1 protein-coding gene is annotated in these 1212 nt (G+C 58.3%); it reads left to right on the forward strand.

Going from position 1 to position 1212, the window contains the following annotated elements; all coding sequences use genetic code 11:
- Positions 1 to 52: 52 nt before the first annotated feature.
- On the forward strand, positions 53 to 1212 hold a 1160-nt coding region (locus ABS761_RS16830; protein ID WP_350409544.1), incomplete at its 3' end, for an Ig-like domain-containing protein.

Below are 1212 nucleotides of genomic sequence, written 5' to 3' on the forward strand. Positions count from 1 at the left end.
ATGGACCATTGCAGTTTCTGGATCTGACCTTGCAGCCTCTAGCTCGCTGGGTGTGTCGGTCACGACAACCGATGCTGCGGGCAACAGCACGACTACAACCGCCACTCACGATTACTCAGTTGACACGGTAGCGCCTGAGTTGGCTGTGTCTGTGGATCCGATCACTGCTGACAATGTCATCAACGCCACCGAGTCTGGCGGATCGGTGAGTGTCACTGGCAAGGTGACGGGTGAGTTCAACGAAGGCGATGTCGTCACCTTGACGGTTGGCAGCAGCTCGCTCGTAGGCGCAGTTGGTGCCGATGGCACGTGGACGATCGTGGTTGCTGGGTCTGACCTTGCAGCGTCTGATGCGTTGAGTGTTTCAGTAACGACTGTGGATGCTGCGGGCAACAGCACGACAGTCACGGTCAGCTACGATTACTCGGTTGACACCACTGCGCCTGAGGTGACAGTCTCGGTTGATCCAGTAACCTCTGACAACGTCATCAATGCGGCCGAGTCTGGTGGGTCGGTGAATGTCACGGGCCAGGTGACGGGTGAATTCAATGAGGGTGACGCGGTCACCCTGACGGTCAACAGCGTTGAGTACGCCGGTGCGGTTGGTGCCGATGGGGCGTGGACGATCGCGGTTGCTGGATCTGACCTTGCGGCCTCGAGCTCGCTTGACGTCTCGGTCACGACTGTGGATGCGGCCGGCAATAGCACGACTTCGACGACGACCCATTCCTATGGTGTAGACACGATTGCACCTGAGCTGACGGTGTCTGTGGATCCGGTGACTTCGGATAACGTGATCAATGCTGCGGAGTCTGGCGCTTCGGTGGATGTCACTGGCAAGGTGACCGGTGAGTTCAACGAAGGCGATGTTGTCACCCTGACGGTTGGCGGCACCTCACTCACAGGCGCAGTTGGTGCCGATGGGTCGTGGACGATCGCGGTTGCGGGTACTGACCTTGCGGCGTCCGATGCGGTGAGTGTCTCGGTAACGTCTACGGATAGTGCTGGGAACAGCACGACAGCCACGGTCAGCCACGATTACTCGGTTGACACCACTGCACCCGAACTGACGGTGTCTGTGGATCCGATCACTGCTGACAACGTGATTAATGCTGCAGAGTTTGGCACATCGGTAAATGTCACGGGCCAGGTGACGGGTGAATTCAATGAGGGTGATGTCGTCACCCTGACGGTTGGCAGTACCTCGCTCAC

This window comes from Castellaniella sp. GW247-6E4, from assembly GCF_040276065.1.
In the GTDB taxonomy this organism is placed as follows: domain Bacteria; phylum Pseudomonadota; class Gammaproteobacteria; order Burkholderiales; family Burkholderiaceae_B; genus Castellaniella.